Annotated in this window: 21 protein-coding genes; 17 read left to right on the top strand and 4 right to left on the bottom strand. The window is 57.3% G+C overall.

Annotation, left to right across the window (positions count from 1 at the left end):
* The first annotated feature begins 183 nt into the window (after positions 1 to 183).
* Genes rluC through ABIE59_RS15670 form a run of 3 tightly spaced genes read left to right on the top strand, consistent with a single transcriptional unit; the run spans position 184 to position 2,987 of the window.
* Positions 184 to 1,260, top strand: a complete 1,077-nt coding sequence (gene rluC, locus ABIE59_RS15680; protein WP_354448384.1) for a 23S rRNA pseudouridine(955/2504/2580) synthase RluC — start codon at positions 184 to 186, stop codon at positions 1,258 to 1,260.
* Positions 1,260 to 1,907, top strand: a complete 648-nt coding sequence (locus ABIE59_RS15675; protein ID WP_106695474.1) for an HAD family hydrolase — start codon at positions 1,260 to 1,262, stop codon at positions 1,905 to 1,907. Before rluC ends, ABIE59_RS15675 begins: the two co-directional genes overlap by 1 nt.
* A 24-nt stretch (positions 1,908 to 1,931) precedes the next feature.
* Entirely contained in the window at positions 1,932 to 2,987 is a 1,056-nt protein-coding gene (locus ABIE59_RS15670; protein WP_354448382.1) for a S49 family peptidase, read from the top strand.
* 19 nt (positions 2,988 to 3,006) lie between these two features.
* Here ABIE59_RS15670 and ABIE59_RS15665 read toward each other — a convergent pair whose 3' ends face one another.
* Positions 3,007 to 3,609, bottom strand: a complete 603-nt coding sequence (locus tag ABIE59_RS15665; protein WP_354448380.1) for a Maf family protein — start codon at positions 3,607 to 3,609, stop codon at positions 3,007 to 3,009.
* A 147-nt stretch (positions 3,610 to 3,756) separates the two neighbouring features.
* Here ABIE59_RS15665 and ABIE59_RS15660 point away from each other — a divergent pair, with 147 nt between their 5' ends.
* The 12 genes from ABIE59_RS15660 to putP all read left to right on the top strand — a co-directional run bounded on the left by ABIE59_RS15660 (position 3,757) and on the right by putP (position 14,335).
* On the top strand, positions 3,757 to 4,314 hold the full coding sequence (locus ABIE59_RS15660) for a YceD family protein (protein WP_354448378.1): 558 nt from the start codon (positions 3,757 to 3,759) through the stop codon (positions 4,312 to 4,314).
* Positions 4,315 to 4,344: 30 nt separating this feature from the next.
* Positions 4,345 to 4,524 (top strand): 50S ribosomal protein L32, encoded by a 180-nt coding sequence (rpmF, locus tag ABIE59_RS15655; RefSeq protein ID WP_011785345.1) that lies wholly within the window; start codon positions 4,345 to 4,347, stop codon positions 4,522 to 4,524.
* 43 nt (positions 4,525 to 4,567) lie between these two features.
* Positions 4,568 to 5,572, top strand: coding sequence for a phosphate acyltransferase PlsX (gene plsX, locus ABIE59_RS15650; protein ID WP_354448375.1), 1,005 nt, complete (start codon positions 4,568 to 4,570; stop codon positions 5,570 to 5,572).
* Between the two features lie 125 nt (positions 5,573 to 5,697).
* Positions 5,698 to 6,636, top strand: a complete 939-nt coding sequence (gene fabD, locus ABIE59_RS15645; protein WP_354448373.1) for an ACP S-malonyltransferase — start codon at positions 5,698 to 5,700, stop codon at positions 6,634 to 6,636.
* Positions 6,637 to 6,651: 15 nt separating this feature from the next.
* Positions 6,652 to 7,395, top strand: coding sequence for a 3-oxoacyl-ACP reductase FabG (fabG, locus tag ABIE59_RS15640; RefSeq protein ID WP_354448371.1), 744 nt, complete (start codon positions 6,652 to 6,654; stop codon positions 7,393 to 7,395).
* Between the two features lie 132 nt (positions 7,396 to 7,527).
* Positions 7,528 to 7,761 (top strand): acyl carrier protein, encoded by a 234-nt coding sequence (acpP, locus tag ABIE59_RS15635; RefSeq protein ID WP_008938713.1) that lies wholly within the window; start codon positions 7,528 to 7,530, stop codon positions 7,759 to 7,761.
* A gap of 125 nt (positions 7,762 to 7,886) precedes the next feature.
* Positions 7,887 to 9,134, top strand: a complete 1,248-nt coding sequence (gene fabF, locus ABIE59_RS15630; RefSeq protein ID WP_061331908.1) for a beta-ketoacyl-ACP synthase II — start codon at positions 7,887 to 7,889, stop codon at positions 9,132 to 9,134.
* Between the two features lie 7 nt (positions 9,135 to 9,141).
* Positions 9,142 to 9,960: an aminodeoxychorismate lyase gene (pabC, locus tag ABIE59_RS15625; RefSeq protein ID WP_061331909.1), complete on the top strand. Its 819-nt coding sequence runs from the start codon at positions 9,142 to 9,144 to the stop codon at positions 9,958 to 9,960.
* A gap of 5 nt (positions 9,961 to 9,965) precedes the next feature.
* Positions 9,966 to 11,024 (top strand): endolytic transglycosylase MltG, encoded by a 1,059-nt coding sequence (gene mltG / locus ABIE59_RS15620; RefSeq protein ID WP_061331923.1) that lies wholly within the window; start codon positions 9,966 to 9,968, stop codon positions 11,022 to 11,024.
* Positions 11,024 to 11,665 carry a dTMP kinase gene (tmk, locus tag ABIE59_RS15615; RefSeq protein WP_061331910.1) on the top strand — a complete coding sequence of 214 codons (642 nt, stop codon included), beginning with the start codon at positions 11,024 to 11,026 and terminating at the stop codon, positions 11,663 to 11,665. The genes mltG and tmk overlap by 1 nt, the downstream gene beginning before the upstream one ends.
* 98 nt (positions 11,666 to 11,763) lie before the next feature.
* The gene (locus tag ABIE59_RS15610) at positions 11,764 to 12,543 is read left to right on the top strand and encodes an AraC family transcriptional regulator (protein WP_061331911.1); all 780 of its coding nucleotides are present in this window, start codon (positions 11,764 to 11,766) and stop codon (positions 12,541 to 12,543) included.
* A gap of 301 nt (positions 12,544 to 12,844) precedes the next feature.
* Positions 12,845 to 14,335, top strand: coding sequence for a sodium/proline symporter PutP (gene putP / locus ABIE59_RS15605; protein WP_138436473.1), 1,491 nt, complete (start codon positions 12,845 to 12,847; stop codon positions 14,333 to 14,335).
* A gap of 300 nt (positions 14,336 to 14,635) precedes the next feature.
* Here the strand turns inward: putP and ABIE59_RS15600 are convergent, their stop codons facing one another.
* Complete coding sequence (locus ABIE59_RS15600) at positions 14,636 to 17,230, bottom strand: bifunctional aconitate hydratase 2/2-methylisocitrate dehydratase (protein WP_061331162.1); 2,595 nt, start codon at positions 17,228 to 17,230, stop codon at positions 14,636 to 14,638.
* Between the two features lie 260 nt (positions 17,231 to 17,490).
* Here ABIE59_RS15600 and ABIE59_RS15595 point away from each other — a divergent pair, with 260 nt between their 5' ends.
* Entirely contained in the window at positions 17,491 to 18,099 is a 609-nt protein-coding gene (locus tag ABIE59_RS15595) for a MiaE family protein (RefSeq protein ID WP_061331163.1), read from the top strand.
* 52 nt (positions 18,100 to 18,151) lie between these two features.
* Here ABIE59_RS15595 and ABIE59_RS15590 read toward each other — a convergent pair whose 3' ends face one another.
* Together ABIE59_RS15590 and ABIE59_RS15585 are read right to left on the bottom strand one after the other, a co-directional pair.
* Positions 18,152 to 19,030, bottom strand: a complete 879-nt coding sequence (locus ABIE59_RS15590; protein WP_061330953.1) for a LysR family transcriptional regulator — start codon at positions 19,028 to 19,030, stop codon at positions 18,152 to 18,154.
* 90 nt (positions 19,031 to 19,120) lie between these two features.
* Positions 19,121 to 19,909: a universal stress protein gene (locus ABIE59_RS15585; RefSeq protein ID WP_061330954.1), complete on the bottom strand. Its 789-nt coding sequence runs from the start codon at positions 19,907 to 19,909 to the stop codon at positions 19,121 to 19,123.
* Positions 19,910 to 20,130: 221 nt separating this feature from the next.
* On the opposite strand from ABIE59_RS15585, the gene ABIE59_RS15580 reads away from it, so the two are divergent.
* A complete protein-coding gene (locus ABIE59_RS15580; protein WP_061330955.1) occupies positions 20,131 to 20,901 on the top strand; it encodes a ferredoxin--NADP reductase in 771 nt (256 codons plus the stop codon).
* Positions 20,902 to 20,913: the final 12 nt, after the last annotated feature.

Here is a 20,913-nt window from a genome sequence, read left to right as displayed (position 1 = left end):
CGCCGGGCCCGGTAATGATTGGGCTTCGGCGTTCAATCTCTTAATCAGTGTCGGTATACTGCTGCCGCTCCGGCTTCTGACCAGAGTTCGTCAGGCCGTAGACAAACGGCAGAGCACGCCGGAATATAACAGTAAAGCGGTATTCGTTCAATCCCGCGCTGATCACCCAGTAAAAGGTATCCCATGTCGCGCAAGCCAGTAGCCCGTCGTCAGCCGCCGAAACGCGGCAATCCGTCCCGTGGGGGATCGGGCCGGGCAGGGCCGGTGTCCTCTGATGGGCGTCGCGGAGAGTTGCCGGCAGGCCAGGTTCAGAAGGGTGTCCAGTGGGTGACGGTGGACGAGGATATGGCCGGCCAGCGCGTAGACAACTTTCTCCTCGCCCGCCTGCGGGGTGTGCCCAAAAGCATTGTGTATCGAATTGTTCGCAAGGGTGAGGTGCGGGTTAACAAGGGTCGAGTAAGGCCGGATTCCCGCCTTCAGGCTGGCGACGTGGTGCGCATTCCGCCGATTGTCCAGAAGAGCAAGCCGGAGTCGCCCATGCCCGGTGATCGGGTGCAATCGGTTATGGAAGCGGCGGTGGTCTTTGAAAATGACGATATGCTGGTGGTGAACAAGCCCTCGGGTATTGCCGTTCATGGTGGCAGTGGCTTGAGTTTTGGTTTGATCGAGGTGCTCAGGTCGGCCCGGCCGCAGGCAAAGTTCCTGGAGCTGGTGCATCGGCTGGACCGGGATACGTCCGGTTTGGTGATGGTGGCTAAAAAACGGTCGGCGTTGCGTTTTCTTCAGGATGAACTGCGGCACAAACGCATTCGTAAGCATTATCACGCCCTGGTGGCGGGCACCTGGCCAGCAGGCATTGGTCGGGTTGACGAACCGCTCCTGCGCTATGAGATGCCGAATGGCGAGCGGCGGGTAAAAGTAAGTGCCGAAGGCAAGGAATCGCTGACTCTGTTCCGCTGTTTGCAGCAATACCAGGGGTATAGTCTGGTGCAGGCGTCGCCGGTAACCGGTCGTACGCACCAGATTCGCGTGCACAGTGCCTGGGCGGGTCACCCGATAGCCGGCGATGACAAATATATGGATGATGCCAGTCTCAAGGCCTTTCGAGCCATCGGCGGGCAGCGGCTGATGCTTCATGCCAGGGCTCTTGAGTTCACATTGCCGGGATCTGATGAGGCAATGCGCCTCGAAGCGCCGTATGATGAGCCATTCGCCAAGGTGCTCAAAGAGCTTGAGCAGCGTACCAAGGGTAGTTATTGATGGATGTAAAGGTTGTTATTTTTGACTGGGACGGAACGCTCATTGATTCCGTAGATCATATCGCAGACAGCTTGCACCAGGCAGCAACCGAGCTGGGGTATCCGGAGCTTGAGCGCGAGGCCTATCGGGATATTATTGGGCTGGGCATGATCGAGGCTCTGGAGCGCCTGTATCCGGGGTTGAGTCGCGAGGAAATGATGCGGATTCGGGAGGGTTACGCAGGTTACTTTTTCCAGAAAGTGACCACGCCACAGAACGTATTCGAGGGTATGGCTGACATATTGGCCGACTTGCGCGGCTCTGGCCGGAGCTGTTCGGTGGCCACCGGCAAGAGCCGACGGGGGCTGGAAGTGGCACTCACCTCCAGCGGGCTGGGCACCCATTTCGACATTACCCGGTGTGCTGACGAAACCAAATCCAAGCCTGACCCGCTGATGCTTGAAGAAATTCTGGATTTCTACGGTTACCGGCCGGAGCAGGCGGTGATGATCGGTGACACCCGTTACGATTTGGATATGGCTCGCCGTATTGGTATGCCGGCGATCGGGGTGGAGTGGGGCGTGCATAAGCGTGACGTGCTGGAACAGTATGATCCCCACGCAGTAGTGAGTTCTGTTGACGAGCTTCGGCGTACGCTGGGGCTATGATCGTTTGTGGTTAAGGAATAGCGGATGAGTGACTGGGAATCGGATAGGGAGCCGGGCTGGGGTGACAAGCCTGCAGAGCCTGAGCAGAGTGCGCCGGCGCGAAAGCGAGGTTTGTTTGGCAGTAAAGAGCCGGCGTTGCCGCCGGAATCGGGGCGCGACTGGCGACTGATCGAGAAGCTGGTGATGTCGCTTCAGGCCGAGCAGCGCCGAAGCCGTCGCTGGGGGATCTTTTTCAAGATTCTGACGTTTGGCTACCTGTTCGCGTTGTTGTTTTTTATTCGCTCGCCTCTGGGTGACAGCGTTGAATCCGCTGCCGGCTACCACACAGCGTTGGTGGAAGTCACGGGGACGATCGCTGCAGACGAGTTGGCGAGTGCCGATAACCTGGTGACCTCACTGCGCAATGCGTTCGAGGCTGAGCGCTCAAAGGCGGTGGTGTTGAGGATCAACAGCCCCGGTGGCAGCCCGGTGCAGGCAGGCTACGTCTACGATGAAATCAAGCGTCTACGGGAAGAGTACCCAGACAAGAAGGTCTACGCGGTTATCTCGGACATCGGCGCCTCTGGTGCTTATTATATCGCGGCGGCGGCTGATGAAATATACGCCAACCGGGCCAGCCTGGTGGGATCGATCGGCGTTATTGCCGGCGGATTCGGGTTCAGTGAAATGCTCGACAAGATCGGCGTGGATCGTCGTCTTTATACCGCCGGAGAGAGCAAGGCTTTTCTTGACCCGTTCTCGCCTGAACGCGATGAAGACGTTGCTTTCTGGCAGAGTGTGCTGGAAAACACTCACCAGCAGTTCATTAACGCCGTGAAAGAGGGCAGGGGTGATCGCCTGGCAGACGACGAGCGGTTGTTCAGTGGTCTGGTGTGGAGCGGCGAGCAGGCTGTTGAGTTGGGGTTGGTGGACGGGCTGGGCAGCACCTCCTGGGTGGCCCGCCAGTTGGTGGGTGAGGAGAAGCTGGTGGACTACAGCCGCCGCCGCTCGCCCTTCCGCGAGCTTGTGGACCAGTTGGGTGTCTCGGTCGGCGAGGGTGTCGCTACCCGTTTGCTGGAATCGCGCCTCGAATTGCGTTAACTGTCTGCTACACCCCGGGTTATGGTTCGGGGTGTAGCAGCGGGTTGTTACCGAGCCGGATCAGAATCTCGTTCAGGGCGATCAGCGGCAATCCAATCAGGCTGTTGGGGTCTCGCCCTTCCAATCCCCTGAACAGGGTTATGCCCAACCCCTCCATCTTGAAGCTGCCAGCGCAGTCATAGGGTTGTTCTCTGCGCAGGTAGTTGCTGATTTCCTCCTTGGTAAGGTTGCGGAAATGTGCAACAAAGGTTTCGCAGCAGTGTTCGAGAACGCCTGTCCGGGTGTCGAGCACCGCGAGGCCGGTGAGGAAATGCACGCTTTTTCCGCTGCTCTGGCTGAGTTGTTCAAGCGCCCGCTCATGGCTGCCAGGTTTGCTTAACAACGTGCCGTCCGGCAGGGCGGCGACCTGGTCTGAGCCTATGATGAGTTTTCCGGGGTGCTCCGGTGCAAGCGACTGGGCTTTCTGGGTGGCCAGTCGAACCGCCAGAGCATCCGGTAGTTCGCCTTGTAGCGGCGATTCGTCGATATTTGGGTTGGCTGTCTCAAAGGGCAGGCCTAGCTGTTCGAGCAGGCGTTTGCGGTAAGGGGATGATGACGCTAGCAAAAGGCCGGATGAGGTCATGGTTGCCTTGTAGAGGTGGTGGGTGGATGGATCTGGTCAGGTTTGCCGGTCCATATCGTAAAATACCCCTACACGGAGCGGAACCCCCGGCAGAAAGTGGATTAAGTCTTTGACAGAGGCGGGTCGCGCCCCTAAAATTGCGCGCCTATGTCTAAAGCGCCGATCGCCGAACTGCCGAAATCCGTTGACCCTATCGGGTTGGCTGAGCAGAACAGAACACTTGAGGGGGTAGTTCCACTCAAGGGTCTCGCTCGTTTTCGAGAAGCAGTTCCTGGCTTGCAGGATGGCAGTGAATGCCATGTTAAGCTGGCCTTTTATCAGGATAGTGAGCGCCGAAGGGTTGTGTCGGGCGAGCTGTCTGCGCCGGTCACACTGGAGTGCCAGCGTTGCATGACTGATATGCATACGACACTGGAATCCCGTTTTGATCTCGGGTTGGTCATCAACGATGAGCAGGCCCAACGGTTGCCGAAAGCACTGGAGCCCTTTCTGTTTGAGGATTTCAGCGCAGACTTGTGGGCCATGGTGGAAGACGAGCTATTGCTGGTATTACCACCCTTTCCTCTTCATGAGAGGGACGAATGCCCGGCAAAGGAAGACCTGGAGGCACTGGAGCCATCAAAGGCTGCCAGTGAGCCAGAGGTAAAGAAAAGAGAAGACAACCCGTTCAGTGTGCTGGCGGGTCTCAAGACGACAAAGCATTAACGTTTTCGTAAATAGGTCAGGAGCATAACCATGGCTGTACAGCAAAATCGCAAGACCCGTTCCAAGCGTGGCATGCGCCGTTCGCACGACGCACTGAGCGCCGCCGCTCTGTCCACAGACGCAACCACCGGCGAAGTTCATCGTCGTCACCACGTCTCTCCGGACGGTTTTTACCGCGGAAAGCAGGTTGTTGAGGCTCGCGACGAGTAAGATCGTCGGGATACCCTTCTGACCCGTGACGCATGGACGAGCGGTGAGTAAACCGGTCACCATTGCTATCGACGCCATGAGCGGTGATCGTGGCGCCGAGGTGGTGGTTCATGCTTCGCTGGAAGCAGTGCGTGAAAATGAGGCCTTGAGTCTTGTTCTGGTGGGAATCCGGAGCGAGCTCGAGGCCTTGTTGATTGATGGGCACGAACGGATTCGCATTGTCGAGGCGGCGGACGTGGTGCGCATGAACGAGCGCCCTTCCCATGCCATTCGTCACAAGAAAAACTCCTCCATGGCCATTGCGCTCGGGCTTGTCCGGGACGGCGAGGCCCAGGGGTGTGTCAGTGCTGGCAATACCGGTGCCCTGATGGCGTTCGGCCGGTCGATTATCCGCATGTATCCCGGTATTGAGCGGCCGGCCATTGCCAAACTTATTCCTTCCCTCCGTGGTCGTTGCCACGTTCTGGATCTCGGTGCGAATGTCGATTCCACGGCGGAGAACCTGTATCAGTATGCGCTGATGGGGTCGCTCATGGCCTCGGCCATTTGTGCTCAGCCTGAGCCTCGTGTTGCTTTGCTTAATGTTGGCGAGGAAGAGATCAAGGGCAACGAGCAGGTTCGCCTTGCCTCTCATATGTTAGCCCAATGCGACACTGTCAATTACATTGGTTATGTCGAGGGCAGTGACCTGTTTCGGGATGTGGCCGATGTAGTAGTCTGTGACGGTTTTGTCGGCAACATTGCGTTGAAAACCGGCGAAGGTGTCGCCGGGTTGTTGATAGAGCTTCTTGAGCAGGCATTTACCCGCTCGCTTTATGGTCGCTTTGTGGGCTGGTTGGCAAAACCGATTATTGGCCGCCTCCTTCAGTTGATGGACCCGTCCCGTCATAACGGTGCGAGCCTGCTTGGGCTCCAGGGTGTGGTCATTAAAAGTCATGGCAATGCCAACGAGCGCGCCATGCTGGCCGCTATTCGCCAGGCCGTTCGGGAAGTAGAGCTCGAAGTGCCACGAAGGATCAACGAAAGACTCGATGATCTGATGTTATGATGCCTGTCCCGGTCGGGTCCCGACTAAAGTAGACCCGCATTTTCAGGGTTAATCGCGGATAATTGGCCTGAATTGTACTATTGGCTAATCTCCAGTAACCCATCAATGACGATAAGATTCCGCTTATGAAATCAGCGTTTATTTTCCCCGGACAAGGCTCCCAATCGGTCGGTATGCTTAAGGATGCTGCCGAGGCGTGGCCAATGATCAGCGAAACCTTCGATGAGGCGTCTAACGTTCTTGGCTACGATCTCTGGCACCTGTGCCAGCACGGTCCTGCTGAAGAGCTGAATCAGACCATGGTTACCCAGCCGGCCCTGTTAACCGCCAGTGTTGCCCTGTGGCGCCAGTGGTGTGTCTCGGATGGGCCAGGTCCTGATTTCGTCGCAGGTCATAGTCTGGGCGAGTACAGCGCGCTGGTGGCCGCGGAAAGTCTGGACTTCATTGAAGCAGTCAAACTGGTTCAGCTTCGTGGCGAACTTATGCAGAATGCTGTCCCTGCCGGTGAAGGTCGCATGGCTGCCATTCTGGGTCTTGAGGACGCAGACGTTGTTGCGGCCTGTGAAGAGGCGGCCCAGGGCGATGTAGTGGCTGCGGTGAACTTTAACGCCCCGGGGCAGGTGGTTATTGCCGGCTCCGCCGCTGCCGTTGAGCGGGCTATTGAGGCCTGTAAGGGCCGCGGGGCGCGTAAAGCGATGCCGCTGCCGGTGAGTGTGCCGTCCCATTGTGCCCTGATGAAAGGTGCTGCCGAACAGTTGGCCGAAGCCCTGGAAGATGTTCGGTTTAACGATGCTGTCATCCCGGTGGTCCAGAATGTGAATGCTACTGTTGTCAAAGAGGCAGACACGCTCAAGAGCAATCTGCTGAAGCAGCTATACTCTCCTGTGTTGTGGACGGACTCGATCCGCACGCTCAGTGATGAGGGCGTGACGGTAGCGGTTGAATGCGGTGCTGGTAAAGTGCTTGCCGGGTTGATTAAGCGGATTGAGCGCGGTTTGCCGGTGCACGGTATTGAAGATCCCGATTCTCTGGCCGGCGCCCTGGCGGCATTCGGCCGGTCCTGATAAACGGAGTTGTTTATGTCTTTGGAAGGCAAGGTTGCGCTGGTTACCGGCGCAAGCCGTGGTATTGGGAAAGCCATTGCCCATGAGTTGGCCCGCCTGGGTGCAGAAGTTATCGGTACCGCGACCAGCGAAGCCGGCGCAGAAGCCATTACCCGTGGCCTGAAAGAGGCCGGCTACCAGGGTTATGGCATCGTGATGAACGTGGCTGAACCGGAAAGTATTGAAGCGGGCCTGAAGCAGCTGTCAGAACAATCCGGAGCGCCTGCGATTTTGGTGAATAATGCCGGTATCACCCGCGATAATCTGCTGATGCGCCTGAAAGACGATGACTGGGCTGCCGTGCTGGAAACCAACCTTTCCAGCGTGTATCGCACCAGTAAGGCGGTGCTTCGCGGCATGGCCAAGGCCCGTTGGGGCCGGATTATCAACATCAGCTCGGTGGTGGCGGGTATGGGCAACCCCGGGCAGGGTAATTATTGTGCAGCCAAGGCCGGGGTGGAGGGTTTCACCCGCAGCCTGGCGAAAGAGATGTCTAACCGCGGCATTACCGCCAATTGCGTGGCACCCGGTTTTATTGACACGGATATGACCAAAAAACTGGACGATAAGCAGCGTGAGGCTATGCTGGAAATCATACCGGCTGGTCGCCTGGGGTCACCGGAGGAGGTTGCCTCGGTGGTGGCGTTTCTGGCATCGGAAGGCGCTGCTTACGTTACCGGAGAAACCATTCATGTGAATGGCGGCATGTACATGGGTTAAGCCCGTTGCGGGCTGATGTGCAACCCCTTGTCGCACAACATGTTTGACAGAATCCCTGCTTGTTTGCAGGTAGGGTTTAAACTAAACTGGCAGCCATAGAGTTGCTTGGTTGACACATAAAGTGAGGACATTATGAGTACAGTTGAAGAGCGCGTTAAGAAGATTGTTTGTGAACAGCTGGGCGTGAAAGAGTCCGAGGTTCAGAACACATCTTCTTTTGTAGAGGATCTTGGCGCTGACTCACTGGACACTGTTGAGCTGGTTATGGCCCTGGAAGAGGAATTCGAGACTGAAATTCCTGATGAAGAGGCCGAAAAGCTGGGCACGGTTCAGGACGCGATCGACTACATCGTCGCGCACACCTGATACTCTGCTGATCAGATAGCCAGGCTAAAGCCGTCCTTTGGGGTTGATGAAGGACGGCTTTTTTATTGGTGGAACGAAAGTCTCAGTGTTTGGATGTTACACGGAATAATCGGGTGAACAGGGTTATGAGTAAACGACGGGTTGTTGTCACGGGCATGGGAATGCTTTCTCCGGTGGGGAATGATGTACAGTCGTCATGGGCGGCCATCCGGGCAGGGCGCAGCGGTATCGGGCTGATTGATCGGTTTGATGCAACTGACTACGGCACCCGGATTGGAGGGGCAATAAAGGATCTTGATATTGAACCCTATCTGTCCAGCAAGGAAGCGCGCAAACTGGATGCTTTTATTCATTATGGCCTGATTGCTGCCCAGCAGGCGGTTGATGACAGTGGCCTGGAGCAGTTTGGCGATCTCGACAAGGAGCGGGTTGGTATTGCCATCGGATCCGGCATCGGTGGCCTGGAGTACATCGAGAAGAACGTGATCCAGATGGAGAAATCCGGCCCCCGCAAGGTGTCTCCGTTTTTTGTGCCCGCCTCTGTTATCAACATGATCTCTGGCAACGCTGCCATTCGCTTTGGTTACAAGGGGCCGAATATTGCCATTGTCACCGCCTGCACCACCGGCACCCATAATATTGGCTACGCTGCCCGGACCATCGCCTATGGCGATGCTGATGTGATGCTGGCTGGTGGCTCGGAAATGGCAACAACCCGCTCTGGCGTGGCGGCCTTTTCGTCGGCCCGTGCGTTATCAACCCGTAACGATGAGCCGGAAAAAGCCAGTCGTCCCTGGGATAAGGGCCGTGACGGTTTCGTATTGAGTGACGGTGCCGGGGTGGTGGTGCTGGAGGAGCTGGAGCATGCTCGGGCTCGCGGAGCCACCATCTATGGCGAGGTGATCGGTTTTGGCATGAGCGATGATGCCCATCACATCACGGCGCCCCCCGCCAGTGGCGAAGGTGCCGGCCGGTCCATGGTTAACGCCATCCGTGACGCAGGTCTGCAACCGGAACAGGTTGACTACATCAATGCCCATGGCACCTCCACCCAGGTCGGGGATGTAGCGGAAGTGGCAGCGGTCAAGTCGGTGTTTGGTGCGCACGCACACAAGCTTGCCATGAGCAGCACCAAGTCCATGACCGGCCACTTGCTGGGGGCCGCTGGCGCTGTCGAAGCCATTTTCTCGATACTGGCCGTGCGCGACGGGGTTTTGCCGCCGACCATCAATCTGGACGAGCCAGACGAGGGCTGTGATCTGGACCTGGTGCCGCATAAGAGCCGAGAGGCGGACGTTCGGATTGCTCTGTCGAATTCGTTCGGTTTTGGCGGCACCAACGGCACGCTGATTGTAAGTCGTTACGAAGACTGACCCTACCGTGTTTGATCTGTATTGGGCTGAAGACGGTGGTGTTCCACCGGGAGACCGGGGCCTTGCCTACGGCGATGGTCTGTTCGAGACCATTGCCATCATGGGCGGTAAGGCCAGCCTGTTGGGTTATCATCTTGACCGGATGGTCCGTGATGCCGGCCGGCTTGCCATCCCGGTGGCGCGCCCGGAACTTGAGGCAGCCTGCGCTCGCGCCCTGGAACGATATTCCGGCCTGTACCCGTCCTTAAACTGGGTGCTCAAACTGACCCTCACCCGTGGTTCGGGCGGGCGGGGCTACCGCCCGGAGCCCCGCATGAAGCCGTCTCTCATTGTGTCCCATTCCGCTTTCCCCAGTGTTCCCGGGCCGGAAGGTGTGGTGGCCGACTTCTCCCGTGTTCCGCTGACAGTGAACCCGCTTCTGGCCGGGATCAAGTCGTTGAACCGACTTGAGCAGGTGATGGCGGCCAGGGAGCTTCAAGGGGATGTCTTTGAGGTGCTGATGAGCAATCGTGATGGCCATGTGGTGGAAGGCACCCGGACCAATCTGTTCATGCTGTTTGAAGACGTATGGCTGACACCGCCCGCTTCAACCCTGGCGGTTGCGGGTGTGATGCGTCGTTACGTGCTTGACCGGCTGAGAATTGCCGGCCACGAATTCCGGGAGATGCCACTGACGCTTGATACACTGTTGGGCGGCAGCTGTCAGGGGCTTTGGCTCAGCAACAGTGTTGTCGGGGTGGTGCCGGTTCGCAATCTGGCCGGGCACGATTTGCCTGTTGACCAGCGACTTGCGACAATCGTCGGTTCACCGGCAAGACTGGATTGATTCGCGTGTTCAAGAAGTTACTGATCGTTGTTGCTGTATTCGTGCTCGCTGCTGCCGGCGGTGGCTTGTGGGCCTGGCAGGGTTTGCAAACCCTGAAGCAACCCGTTGCGCTGGAAGAACCGGTGCTGTTTAAAGTGCCAACAGGCACAGCATTCAGCCGAGTGGCCCGCCAGTTGGAGAATGCGGGCTATGTGTCGGATGCCCTCTGGCTCAGGCTCTATGGCCGCCTCTACCCCGACCAGACCAGGATCAAGGCGGGTGACTACGAATTCTTGCCCGGAATGACACCAGTCGCCATGGTAGACGCTATGGTTGAAGGCAAGGTAAAGCTGTGGTCGGTACAGTTTATCGAAGGCTGGACGTTCCGGGACATGCGCGCTGCGCTGGCGCGCTCTGAACGGCTTAAAAAGGTCACCACTGACTGGTCTGATGAAGACGTCATGGCGGCGGTGGGTGCTGAAGACCAGCACCCGGAGGGCTGGTTTTTTCCGGACACTTACATGTTCAGCTCCAACGAGTCTGACCTGGATATTCTCAAGCGTGCCCACAGTCGTATGGTGAGTGTGCTTGAGGAAGAATGGCAGAACCGGGCCGAAGGGTTGCCTTACGATACCCCTTATGAAGCTCTGATCATGGCTTCTATCGTTGAGCGGGAAACCGGTGTGCCCTGGGAGCGTGGGGAAGTGGCGGGTGTGTTTGTGCGGCGACTGCACAAAGGCATGCGGCTGCAGACTGATCCCACCGTTATCTACGGTATGGGGGATCAGTACCAGGGTCGTATCCGCCGCAGCGACCTTCAGACCTACACCCCTTATAACACCTATCGAATCAACGGTCTTCCGCCCACACCGATTGCGCTGCCCGGGCGGGACTCTGTGCACGCCGCTTTGCACCCGGAGGACGGCGATACCCTCTACTTTGTTGCTCGTGGTGATGGTAGCCACAAGTTCTCCCGAACCCTGGCGGAGCACCAGAAAGCGGTCAGGGAGTATCAGTTGAATCGCCGTGAGGGCTATCGCTCGTTTCCGGCACCGGGAACCCTGAACAACAGCCGGGAAGAATGATGCACAACAGAGGCCGTTTTATTACCTTCGAAGGCACCGAGGGCGTTGGCAAATCCACACAGCTGGAAAACGCTGCGAACACCCTCAAGGACCTCGGCGTCGATTTTATCGTCACTCGTGAACCTGGTGGCACGCCTATGGCGGAAAACATTCGGGAGTTGTTGTTGTCGCCCCGGGAAGAGCCGGTTCATGAAACCACAGAATTGCTGTTGATGTTCGCAGCGAGGGCCCAGCACCTGCATAACCGGATTCTTCCGGCCCTCGACAAGGGGCAGTGGGTACTGTGCGACCGCTTCACCGATGCCACCTTTGCCTATCAGGGCGGCGGCCGGGGTGTGCCCGCCGAGCGTATCGCGTTGCTGGAAACCCTGGTTCAGGGTGAGGTACGGCCAGACCACGTCATCCTGCTGGATGCGCCCGTGGAAACCGGTATGGCCCGGGCGAAAAAGCGGGGAGAGCTCGACCGATTTGAACAGGAAACCCTGGCCTTTTTCCAGCGCATTCGCGATACCTACCTGGCGCGGGCTACGGCGATGCCTGGCAACTACCATGTGGTTAATGCAGCATTGCCGCTGGAGCAGGTATCGGCCAGTGTGTCGGCGTTGTTGGCTGCCCTGGTTAAAATGGCGGAATCCGCCTGATTAACCGGAGTACGGCCATAGTTGCGTCGATTTCGTGCACTTTTTGTAATGTTCTGCTTTAATTGATGTACATTCTCAGTTAACGGCCGGCAGCATTAATGCTCAACGCAAAACTTCTCAAGCTTCCCATCGCCGCTCACCAGCATCGGCACGAACACCACCAGATTGTCATCGGGGTGAGGGGAGAGGCTGAGTTGAGTGTCGGTGGCACCGGGGCTCACCTGGATACCTGGAAAGCCTGTGTTGTGCCCACTGAGGCAAGCCACGATTACTGTGGCGATGATCAGAACCACGTTCTGGTGATCAATCTTGACCCGCTCACCCCAGCTATCAATACGCCGGCCCATGCGGATTACGAACGGATGATGCGGTTTTTCGAGAAGCCGCGCACCCTGCAGATGGACAGCCGGTTACAGGGGCTGGTCCAGTTTACCGCCGGTGAATTTGACCGCGCGCCAGACAACCTCACCCTGCAGCAGCATCTGGCTTCGAGTATTCTTTACTGCATGGCGGACCGCATTGTGGACCGTCAGGTCCAGTCTTCCAGCCGGGCAAGCATCAGCCCTGAGGTGATCCGACGTTATATCCTGGCCAACCTGCATCGAAAAATTACTGTCGAGGAAATGGCCAGTGAGGCGTGCCTCAGTGTCAGTCGATTCCATGAGGTTTTTCGGGAGGTGGCGGGCATAACCCCTCATCAGTTTCTGCTGCAGACCCGCCTTGAGCAGGCCGCTCACCTGCTCGCATCATCGTCTCTCTCGGTGTCGGAAATAAGCTACCGAACCGGGTTCTCCTCCCAGAGTGCCTTGACCAATGCGTTGCGCAAATACAAGGGCACAACACCCTCCAGATTGCAGATTAATGAAAGTGTTGCCTGAACTGGGCGGTAAATTCGGTAGTCCCGTAGGATTATGCAAAAGAATCGTAGGATTTTGTAAGCCGTAGGTCCGTAGTAATACTAACTTAATGCATCTGTAGAATCGCACTTTTTGCTCGGCAATCCTGGTCGTAAAGGTGTGAATAATAACTATAGTGAAGGAGTGGCTGTGCGGGGGCTTGCCTCGCTCCAATTCGGATGGATTTTGGGTAAACAAGAACAACGGCCAGTCAACCAACAGTGATGTGGTACCTGTGCCTTAAGAGCGGACTCAGTCCGACTCAATAAACCGGAGGAGCCTTATGGCTATTGGCGTTTGGATCAGTCTATTTGCGTATTTTGCGATTATGATCGGCATTGGCGTTTACGCCATGCGGAAAGCCTCGGCGACAGCTGAAGATTATATGTTGGGTGGACGTGGGCTCAGCCCAAAAGTAGCGGCTTTGTCGGCCGGTGCTTCCGACATGAGTGGCTGGCTGCTTCTGGGCTTGCCCGGGGCGTTGTTTGTTACCGGCCTGGCGGACGCCTGGATCGGTATCGGCCTGTTTGTGGGTGCGTTTATCAACTGGGTGATTGTTGCACCCAGGTTGCGTGAACAAACCGTTCACTACGGTAACGCCCTGACTATTCCGGCCTTCCTGGCCAACCGTTTTCCGACCAAGGCGCTGCCGCTACGCACGGTATCGGCGATTGTTATCGTTGTATTCTTTGCGGTCTACACGGCATCTGGTCTGGTTGCAGGCGGCAAGCTGTTTGAAAGTGCTTTTTCCGGCATCTTCAACTTCGGCGGTTTGAGCGACTATGGCGTAGGTATCGTGATCACCCTCGGTGTCGTTCTGGCGTACACCGTGGTTGGTGGTTTCCTCGCGGTGAGCATGACCGACTTTGTACAGGGCTGCATCATGATGCTGGCTCTGGTGTTGATGCCTGCAGTGGTATTGTTCGGTGAAGGCGGCGGCGGTTTCGCTCAGGCGTCTCAAACCCTGAACAGCGTTGATCCGACGTTGCTATCGTGGACCGAAGGATTGACACTGATTGGCTGGCTCTCAGCGGTAGCCTGGGGTCTGGGTTACTTCGGCCAGCCGCACATCATTGTGCGTTTCATGGCAATCCGCACCGTACATGAAGTGTCTGTGGCCCGTAACATCGGCATGTCCTGGATGGCCATCTCCCTGATCGGCGCCATCTCCCTGGGCGTTTTCGGTCGCGCTTACGCTATCCGGAACGGTATGGACGTGGCTGACCCGGAAACCATTTTCATCATCCTGGCGGACCTGCTGTTCCACCCGTTGATCACCGGTTTCCTGTATGCGGCTCTGCTGGCAGCGGTTATGAGTACCATCTCCAGTCAGCTGTTGGTGGCTTCCTCATCCCTGACCGAGGATTTCTACCGCCTGTTCCTGCGTAAAGAGGCTTCCGACAAGGAGTGTGTGAACATCGGCCGTGCCTGTGTTGTTGCGGTGGGTCTGGTTGCAGCGCTCATTGCTTCTGATCCCAACTCTCAGGTTCTGGCGTTGGTCAGTAACGCCTGGGCAGGCTTTGGTGCCGCCTTCGGCCCGCTGATCATTCTCGGCCTGACCTGGTCACGTACCAACGGTGCCGGTGCACTTGCTGGTCTGATCGTGGGTGCTGTCACGGTAATGGCGTGGATTGCTCTGGGCTGGAACGGCAGCTTCATGGGTGGCCCGGGCGTCTATGAAATCATCCCAGGCTTCATCGCTGCGTTCATCGCTATCGTAGTAGTCACCTTGGCTACCAGCGATGCTGGAGAGTACCAGCATATCGAGCGATAACAGCAGTCACTGATACTATTCAGTGATCTGATAAGGGCTCCCTGCGGGGAGCCCTTTTTTGTACCTGAAAACTGCATATGGTTCAGCGCTGGCGGCGGGGTGGGGGAGTCTTTTCTGCAGGGAAAAAGATGTCTGAGCGAAGCGAGTTGTTTTTCCCGGAAGAAAAGACTCCCCCACCTCGGGGCCAGCTCACTCCGAAACCTGAACCCCAGAGGCAGCCAATTCCACACTAGAGGCATAAAAAAACGCCAGCCCGAAGGCTGGCGTTTTCAGATCAGAGGTAAGCTACCTCAGAAGGTCTCAGGCTACAGAAGCTTCAGACGCCTTCTTGGTGTACTCGTCCATCTGGTCGAAGTTGAGATACTTGTAGATCTCTTTGGACATGCTGTTCAGGTCCTTGGCGTACTCCATGTACTCTGCCGGAGTCGGGAGTTTGCCCAGTACCGCGCCCACAGCTGCCAGTTCCGCAGAGGTCAGGTACACGTTGGCACCATCACCCAGACGGTTCGGGAAGTTACGGGTAGAGGTAGACAGAACAGTCGACTTCGGCGCTACACGTGCCTGGTTACCCATGCACAGGGAACAGCCCGGCATCTCGGTGCGAACACCGGCGGTGCCGTAGGTGTTGAAGTAGCCTTCTTCCATCAGCTGGGCCTGGTCCATCTTGGTGGGCGGAGACATCCACAGACGGGTGCTCAGGGGGCCTTTGTGCTGCTCAAGCAGTTTGCCGGCGGCACGGAAGTGACCGATGTTGGTCATGCAGGAGCCGATGAACACTTCGTCCACCTTGTCGCCAGCCACTTCGGACAGGAACTTGGCATCGTCCGGGTCGTTCGGGCAGCAAACGATCGGCTCTTTAATGTCGGCCAGGTCGATCTCAACCACGTGAGCGTATTCGGCGTCTTTGTCAGCACGCATCAGCTTCGGATTGGCCAGCCATTCTTCCATCTGCTGGGCACGACGCTCCAGGGTGCGCGGATCGCCGTAACCTTCGGCAATCATCCAGCGCAGCATGGTGATGTTGGAGCGCAGGTACTCGGCAACAGACTCTTCAGACAGGTTGATGGTACAACCGGCTGCAGAGCGCTCAGCGGAAGCGTCAGACAGCTCGAACGCCTGCTCAACGGTCAGGTGCTCGAGACCTTCGATTTCCAGGATACGGCCGGAGAATTCGTTGATCTTGCCCTTCTTCTCAACAGTCAGCATGCCTTGCTTGATGCCGTACAGCGGAATGGCGTGTACCAGGTCACGCAGGGTGATGCCCGGCTGCATTTCGCCTTTGAAGCGAACCAGAACCGATTCCGGCATATCCAGCGGCATAACGCCGGTGGCAGCAGCAAACGCAACCAGACCAGAACCGGCCGGGAAGGAAATGCCCATCGGGAAACGGGTGTGGGAGTCACCACCGGTACCTACGGTGTCCGGCAGCAGCATGCGGTTCAGCCAGGAGTGGATGATACCGTCGCCCGGACGCAGGGAAACACCGCCACGGGTGCGGATGAAGTCCGGCATGGTGTGCTGCATTTCTACGTCTACCGGCTTCGGATAAGCGGCGGTGTGACAGAACGACTGCATCACCAGGTCAGCCTGGAAGCCCAGACACGCCAGGTCTTTCAGCTCGTCACGGGTCATCGGGCCGGTGGTGTCCTGGGAGCCTACGGTGGTCATGTGCGGCTCACAGTAGGTGCCCGGGCGCACGCCCTGGCCTTCATCCAGACCGCAGGCCTTGCCGACCATCTTCTGGCCCAGGGTGAAGCCCTTGGTGCCGGCTTCCGGATCTTTTGGCAGACGGAACAGATCAGTTGCGCCCATGCCCAGTGCGGTACGGGCCTTGGCGGTCAGGCCACGGCCGATGATCAGCGGGATACGGCCGCCAGCCTGAACTTCGTCCAGGATCACGTCAGACTTGAACTTGAACTCGGAGATGGTGTCACCGGCTTCGTTCAGGATCTTGCCTTCGTACGGGCGGATTTCAATCACATCGCCCATGTTCATGTTGTCGACCGGTGCTTCGAATACCAGGGCGCCAGCGTCTTCCATGGTGTTGAAGAAGATCGGGGCAACCTTGTTACCGATACACACACCGCCGGCACGCTTGTTCGGCACGCCCGGGATGTCGTCACCGAAGAACCACAGAACGGAGTTGGTGGCAGACTTACGGGAAGAGCCGGTACCGACTACGTCACCGACGAAAGCAACCGGCAGGCCGCGGGATTTGATTTCGTCGATCTGGCTCATCGGGCCGGTTACGCCGGGCTCTTCGGGCTTCAGGCCGTCGCGCTCCATCTTGTAAGCGGCGCGGGCGTGCAGCGGGATGTCCGGACGGGACCAGGCATCCGGAGCCGGAGACAGGTCGTCGGTGTTGGTTTCGCCAGTCACCTTGAACACCACCATCTTGGTGCTTTCGGGAACCTTGTTCTTCTTGGTGAACCACTCGGCGTTGGCCCAGGACTCAACCACAGACTTGGCCACGGCGTTGCCAGCGTCCATCTTTTCTTTAACGTCGTTGAACGCGTCGAACATCAGCAGGGTGTGCTTGAGTTCTTCACCGGCCAGCTCGGCCAGTTCGCTGTCGTCCAGAAGGTCAACCAGAGTCGCGATGTTGTAGCCGCCCTGCATCATGCCCAGCAGCTGCACAGCTTTCTTTTTGTCGATCAGAGGAGACGTTGCTTCACCCTTAACAATCGCGGTCAGGAACGCAGCTTTAACGTAAGCTGCTTCGTCCACGCCCGGTGGTACGCGGTTTTCCAACAGGTCAACCAGGGTGGCTTCTTCGCCGGCCGGCGGGTTTTTCAGCAGCTCGATCAGACCAGCAGTCTGCTCGGGGTTCAGGGGCTTGGGTGGGATACCCAGGGCTTCACGTTCGGCAACGTGTTCACGGTAGGCTTCTAACACGATATGGACCCTCATCAGTTGGAATGTCCCGCGCCGGAGGCAAGCTTGCCTGGCGGGAGGTTTTTTGGCGAAAAGGCCGCAGGAGCCTCTGAATAACGCCTCAAATCACCGATGGGGTTTCAGGATTTATTCAGAGACTCCTTGATCTGGCGCTGCATTCTATAGGAAACCCCTTATAAAGTTAAGTTGGACAGAGGTCGGAGAGATCTGCTAGCTGCGCTATACTGCCGCGCTTGATGAATCAGACTGCTGCTGAAGCCATGAACGACGCCCTGAAAGAGATACACGAATTTTTGCCCTGCCGCACGCCGGTACAGTGGATTGAGAATGCGCTGGCCAACCAGGATGTGATGCTGATTGACCACGCCCACTGTGAGAAGAAAGCGGCCTCCACGGCGCTGAGCCTGATATACCGCTATGTGGACAACACCGATCTGCTCAACAAGATGTCCCGCCTAGCCCGGGAGGAGTTGCGGCATTTTGAGCAGGTGCTGGCGATCATGAAGAAGCGGGGGGTGATTTATTCACATCTTTCGCCGGCCCGTTACGCTGCAGGCCTGCGTGAAGCCGTTCGCAAGGATGACCCTGGCCGCTTGGTGGATGTGTTGATTGTAGGCGCCATCATCGAGGCGAGATCCTGTGAACGCTTTGCCGCCCTGGCGCCGCACCTTGATGACAAGCTGGCGGAGTTCTACAACAGTTTGCTGAAATCTGAAGCGCGGCATTACCAGGATTATCTGGTACTGGCACAGCGGGCCAACGGTGGCCCGGTGCAAGATCGGGTGGCGGAGTTTATGGCCATCGAGCAGAAGCTGATTGAAGAGCCGGATACGGAGTTCCGGTTTCACAGTGGGCCTCTCGCTTACTGACCCTTCGCCACGGACATTCACAGACGCTCACGGACAAAAGAGAAAAAAATCTCTAAAGCTCCTCACACAGCGTCATCCACCGGGCAATCCCCGCACTTCGGTATTTCTGCTTGTGCAGGATGAAGTAGAAGTGCCGGTCGAACTGGCGGTGAGGGATGGCCAGGGGCACCAGGCTGCCGCGTTTGAAGGCGTCGGCCAGGACCACCTCTGACAGGCAGCCGATGCCCAGGTTGGCTTCTACTGCCCGCTTGATGGCCTCGGTGTGTTCCAGTTCCAGTAGCACGTTCAGGTCTGGCAGTAGCCCGTGCATGCCCCGTTCGAAGCTCTGGCGGGTGCCGGAGCCCTGTTCCCGGAGAATCCAGGTGGCGGCGCGCAGATCGTCGTCGGTCAGTTCGCCCTTGCCGGCCAGCGGGTGGTCAGGGGAGCAGAAGGCCACCAGCCGGTCTTCTCGCCAGGGAATCACTTCCAGCTCCGACGCCTGCAGTTCGCCCTCGATCAAACCGATGTCGAGTTCAAAGTCCCGAACCCGTCTTGCAATGGTGCTGGTGTTGGCAACTTCCAGAGAAACTTTCGGGTGGTTTGGCGAGCTCATGTACTCGGCCATCACGCCTACCGCCAGGTAATTGCCGATAGTGAGTGTGGCACCCACTTTCAGAGCGCCGACCTCGGAGTGTTTGCTGAAGGCCTGTTCCAGCTCCCTCGCCTGAGCCAGCAGGGCTTCGGCTTTCGGCCGATACAGTCGGCCCAGCTCGTTCAGTTGCAGCCGTTTGCCCACCCGGTCAAACAGCTGGATATCGAACTGGGATTCCAGCTCCTTGAGGGCACTGCTGGCCGCGGATTGCGACATGGCAAGGGATTCCGCCGCCCGGGTGATGTTCTGGAAATGGGCGGCGGCGAGGAAGACCTCGAGTTGGCGGAAGCTGTACTTCATAATCGATCAGGCCGGATAGATGAAAGAAAATGTCCTGTCTGATCGATACGTTAGCCGGTCACTGCCGCCAACACAACCGTGATGGCCGGTTCAGGGGATCATCAGTACCGGGTAGGGGCTGCCGGCCGCCACATGTTCCGTGGTACTGCCGATCATGATCTCCTGAATGGGTGTTGAGCCCCGTTTCCCCATAATGGTCAACAGGGGGCGGGTGTCATTGATGGTTTTCAGGATCTGGTCCACCGGCCGGCCGGTCAGGATATTCCGGTGTACGTTTGGGTGACGCTCTGCCAGTTCATTGATCCTCTGTTCCGTGGCTTCATCAGATTGTTCCGGCTCCTCGGAATGTGCCCATACCACGCGCCCGGTGCGCTGGTTGGCCATGAGCTTTTCAAAGACTGCCTGGGCATTGAATGACGCCTTTGATCCATCGGTGGCAAGCAAAATCTCCTCTTCGGCCGCCGGTGGCTCGTCCTGGACCGGAATGATCAAGAGCGGAACTTTGGTCATTCGGGCGAGGTTCAGGGCGGTGTTTCCGAAGAACAGTTCCTTGGCTGCCCGATGGCTGCGGTTGCACGCTACGACGCCGTCGGCGTTGAGTTTCTTGGCCAGAGCCTGGACTTCCTGGGCAACAAAGCCCTTGGAAACGTGGGTGGCGGTTTCTATGCCCAGGCTGTTCTTGAGGTGTTCCCCGATCCTCCGTAACCGTTCTGTAGCCGAGCCTTCGGTGTCGTCCGGATGCAGTCGTTTATGGGTCTGCAGGACATAGGTGAGCGTAATCTTCCGGGTGCCCAGGAGTTTGAGCAAAGCTGGCAGCTGTTCCATAGCCTGTTCCCATTCCTTGGTGTAGTCCACGGTCAGAATCAGGTGATCGAGCATGGTGTTCTCCCTGGTGGTTGTTTGTTCTGGGACCAATTTCTTTCAGGCTAGTTCAGGAGTAACCTGAAGACCATGACCCCGGTCAGTTTGTTATCGATGTATATCTATAAAATCGAACACATATATGAGTATTGCCTGTTTTGTCGATTTAACCTGTCGGGTTAAACTTTACCCATTGAATTCCCATATAACCTGTATGAAGTCGCAACAACGAGGCTGCCATGAGTAATCTGATGAAAGAAACGGTCACCAGCGTTCACCACTGGAACGATACTCTGTTCAGTTTCAAGACCAGCCGGGACCCGGGGTTCCGTTTCAAGAACGGGCACTTTGTCATGATTGGTCTGGAAACAGACGGCAAGCCGCTTATGCGGGCCTACAGTATCGCCAGCGCCAACTATGAGGAAGAGCTTGAGTTTTTCTCGATCAAGGTTCCGGACGGCCCACTGACGTCACGACTGCAGAAGATTCAGGTGGGGGATGAAATTCTGGTCAGTCGTAAGCCCACCGGCACCCTGGTGTTGGATAACCTGTTGCCGGGACGCAACCTCTGGCTGATCAGCACCGGCACCGGGCTTGCGCCGTTCATGAGTATTATCAAAGACCCTGAGGTGTATGAAGCCTACGACAAGGTCATCCTGACCCACGGGGTACGGTATGTGTCTGAGCTGGCTTACCAGCAGGATATCCAGGACCTGCCGGAAAACGAGTTTTTCGGTGAGATGGTGCACGGCAAATTGCTGTACTACCCGACGGTCACCCGTGAGCCCTTCCGCAACCAGGGTCGCCTGACCGATGCCATGGAGACTGGCAAGATCACCCGTGATCTCGGTTTGCCCGATTTTGATGTGGAGCAGGATCGCTTCATGATTTGCGGCAGCCCGAGCATGCTCAAGGACACCTGCAGCATTCTCAATAACATGGGCTTCCGTGAGGCTCGCGGCGGCGACATGGGCCACTACGTTATTGAACGGGCGTTTGTGGAGCAGTAAACCGCCTTTGGG

This window comes from Marinobacter sp. MBR-99 (genome assembly GCF_040547575.1).
Classification (GTDB): domain Bacteria; phylum Pseudomonadota; class Gammaproteobacteria; order Pseudomonadales; family Oleiphilaceae; genus Marinobacter.
Note: the sequence above shows the minus strand (reverse complement) of the source record. Positions and strands in the feature narration are given on the sequence as shown.

Bases quoted from the DNA above. Each gene is read 5' to 3' on its own strand.
- ABIE59_RS15610 (WP_061331911.1), top strand. From the start codon at position 11,764: ATGCTCAACGCAAAACTTCTCAAGCTTCCCATCGCCGCTCACCAGCAT.
- fabD (WP_354448373.1), top strand. From the start codon at position 5,698: ATGAAATCAGCGTTTATTTTCCCCGGACAAGGCTCCCAATCGGTCGGT.
- acpP (WP_008938713.1), top strand. From the start codon at position 7,528: ATGAGTACAGTTGAAGAGCGCGTTAAGAAGATTGTTTGTGAACAGCTG.
- ABIE59_RS15585 (WP_061330954.1), bottom strand. From the start codon at position 19,909: ATGCTCGATCACCTGATTCTGACCGTGGACTACACCAAGGAATGGGAA.
- fabG (WP_354448371.1), top strand. From the start codon at position 6,652: ATGTCTTTGGAAGGCAAGGTTGCGCTGGTTACCGGCGCAAGCCGTGGT.
- ABIE59_RS15660 (WP_354448378.1), top strand. From the start codon at position 3,757: ATGTCTAAAGCGCCGATCGCCGAACTGCCGAAATCCGTTGACCCTATC.
- ABIE59_RS15675 (WP_106695474.1), top strand. From the start codon at position 1,260: ATGGATGTAAAGGTTGTTATTTTTGACTGGGACGGAACGCTCATTGAT.
- ABIE59_RS15665 (WP_354448380.1), bottom strand. From the start codon at position 3,609: ATGACCTCATCCGGCCTTTTGCTAGCGTCATCATCCCCTTACCGCAAA.
- rpmF (WP_011785345.1), top strand. From the start codon at position 4,345: ATGGCTGTACAGCAAAATCGCAAGACCCGTTCCAAGCGTGGCATGCGC.
- tmk (WP_061331910.1), top strand. From the start codon at position 11,024: ATGCACAACAGAGGCCGTTTTATTACCTTCGAAGGCACCGAGGGCGTT.
- ABIE59_RS15580 (WP_061330955.1), top strand. From the start codon at position 20,131: ATGAGTAATCTGATGAAAGAAACGGTCACCAGCGTTCACCACTGGAAC.
- putP (WP_138436473.1), top strand. From the start codon at position 12,845: ATGGCTATTGGCGTTTGGATCAGTCTATTTGCGTATTTTGCGATTATG.
- ABIE59_RS15670 (WP_354448382.1), top strand. From the start codon at position 1,932: ATGAGTGACTGGGAATCGGATAGGGAGCCGGGCTGGGGTGACAAGCCT.
- rluC (WP_354448384.1), top strand. From the start codon at position 184: ATGTCGCGCAAGCCAGTAGCCCGTCGTCAGCCGCCGAAACGCGGCAAT.
- fabF (WP_061331908.1), top strand. From the start codon at position 7,887: ATGAGTAAACGACGGGTTGTTGTCACGGGCATGGGAATGCTTTCTCCG.
- ABIE59_RS15595 (WP_061331163.1), top strand. From the start codon at position 17,491: ATGAACGACGCCCTGAAAGAGATACACGAATTTTTGCCCTGCCGCACG.
- ABIE59_RS15590 (WP_061330953.1), bottom strand. From the start codon at position 19,030: ATGAAGTACAGCTTCCGCCAACTCGAGGTCTTCCTCGCCGCCGCCCAT.